Source organism: Arthrobacter sp. JCM 19049, assembly GCF_001310435.1.
On record NZ_BAXF01000612.1, the window covers coordinates 1 to 1,142 of the forward strand.

Consider the following 1,142-nt stretch of genomic DNA (forward strand, 5'->3'; position numbering starts at 1 on the left):
GCGGCCGCTTGGGCGGTGTCCAGCAGTTCGACCCGCCCGATCACCTCGTCCAGGGTGCGCGCGCCAGTGCGGCGAGCAGTTCGCGCACCTCCTGGGCCAGGAACTGGAAGAAGTTGACCACGAACTCTGCCTTGCCGCTGAAGCGCTCGCGCAGTTCCGGGTTTTGGGTCGCCACCCCGACCGGGCAGGTGTCCAGGTGGCACACGCGCATCATGATGCACCCGGAGACCACCAGCGGGGCGGTGGCGAAGCCGAACTCCTCGGCGCCCAGCAGCGCGGCGATCACCACATCGCGCCCGGTCTTCAACTGCCCGTCGGCCTGCAGGGTCACCCGCTGGCGCAGCCGTTGAGGATCAGCGTCTGCTGGGCCTCGGCCAGCCCGATCTCCCACGGGGTGCCGGCGTGCTTGAGCGAGTTCAGCGGGCTGGCCCCGGTGCCGCCGTCGTGCCCGGAAATGAGCACCACGTCCGCCTTGGCCTTGGCGACTCCGGCCGCGACGGTGCCGATGCCGGCCTCGGAGACCAGCTTGACCTGTATCCGGGCGGAGGGGTTGGCGCATTTGGCGTCGTGGATCAGCTGGGCCAGGTCCTCGATCGAGTAGATGTCGTGGTGCGGGGGCGGGGAGATCAGCCCGACCCGGGGGTGGAGTGCCGGGTCCGGGCGATCCACGGGTAGAGCTTGGTGCTCATCAGCTGCCCGCCCTCCCCGGGCTTGGCGCCTGGGCCATCTTGATCTGGATGTCCGCGGCGCTGCTCAGGTAGCGGCTGGTCACCCCGAAGCGCCCGGAGGCGATCTGCTTGATGGCGCTGCGCCGCAATGGGTCGTTCAGCCGGGTCGGGTCCTCCCCGCCCTCACCGGTGTTGGACTTGCCCCCGAGCCGGTTCATTGCGATCGCCAGGGTTTCGTGCGCCTCGGCGGAGATCGAGCCGTAGCTCATCGCCCCGGTGGCAAAACGGGTGACGATCGCGCTGACGGGCTCCACCTCCTGGATGGGCACCGGGGTGGCGGCCTGGGTGTTCAGCCGCAGCAGCCACGCAGCGTCTTGAGCTCGGCGGCCTGTTCGTCGACGGCGGCGGTGTACCGCTTGAACACATCGTAGCGCCGGGTGCGGGTGGAATGCTGCAGCCGGAACACGGTCTGCG

1 pseudogene is annotated in these 1,142 nt (G+C 69.8%); it reads right to left on the reverse strand.

The window, feature by feature from the left end:
* Positions 1-40: 40 nt before the first annotated feature.
* Positions 41-997, reverse strand: a pseudogene (locus JCM19049_RS23680) (FMN-binding glutamate synthase family protein).
* Positions 998-1,142 lie beyond the last annotated feature (145 nt).